The sequence below is a fragment of the Pseudomonas sp. SDO52101_S400 genome, assembly GCF_054071635.1.
This window is the reverse complement of sequence record NZ_JBSVWF010000141.1, coordinates 1-938: the sequence shown is the minus strand read 5'-3', so window position 1 is coordinate 938 and position 938 is coordinate 1. Positions and strand designations below refer to the sequence as shown.

At 61.4% G+C, this 938-nt stretch carries 1 protein-coding gene; it reads left to right on the top strand.

The features are described from left to right. Positions 1-5 precede the first annotated feature (5 nt). The coding region (tssI, locus tag ACW9HX_RS29070) for a type VI secretion system tip protein TssI/VgrG (RefSeq protein WP_457383213.1) at positions 6-938 on the top strand (933 nt) is incomplete at its 3' end.

The window sequence follows — 938 nt, the reverse complement described above, 5'->3', positions numbered from 1 at the left end:
TGACCATCGATGGCGCGGACAGCGATTTCCAGGTGCTGTCGTTCACCGGTCGGGAAGCCCTCAACACCCCCTTCGAATTCGAGCTGGAACTGGTCAGCGAAAAGGCCTCGATCAACCTCGAAAGCCTGCTGCACAAACTGGCGTTTCTTCAACTGTCGCCGAGCGGCACCGGGATTCACGGGCTGATCTACAGCATCGCCCAGGGCGAGGCGGGCAAGCGCCTGACCCGCTACAGGATTTCCCTGCGCCCGCAGCTTTCGTACCTCGCGCACCGTTTCAACCAGCGCATCTTCCAGCAGATGACCGTGCAGCAAATCATCAGTCAGGTGCTGGAAGAGCACGGCATCCTTGCCAGCGATTACCACTTCCAGTTGAGCGCGATCTATCCCGAGCGCATTTACTGCACGCAGTACGATGAAAGTGACCTGCATTTCGTCCAGCGCCTGTGCGAAGAGGAGGGGATTCACTACCACTTCCAGCACACGTCCAGCGGCCACAAACTGACCTTCGGCGATGACCAGACGGTGTTCCCGAAACTCGCGCCCGTGGCCTATCAGCAGGACTCCGGGCTGGTGGCGGACAAACCGGTGGTCAAGCGTTTCGGCCTGCGCCTGGCCACCCGCACCAGCCGCACCACGCGGCGCGATTACGACTTCGTCAAACCGAAGATCGAGCTGGAAAGCGACGCCAAGAGCAGCGCCCAGCCGGACCTGGAAGACTACGATTATCCGGGCCGTTTCGTGGACCGCGAGCGCGGCAAGCACCTGGCCAACCGCAACCTCGAACGCCACCGCAGCGACTATCGCCTGGCCGAGGGTAACAGCGACCAGCCAATCCTCGTCACCGGGCATTTTCTGGCCCTGACCGACCACGCCAACCCGACGTGGAACGACCTGTGGCTGCTCACCGAAATCTTCCACGAAGGCAAACAGCCGCAA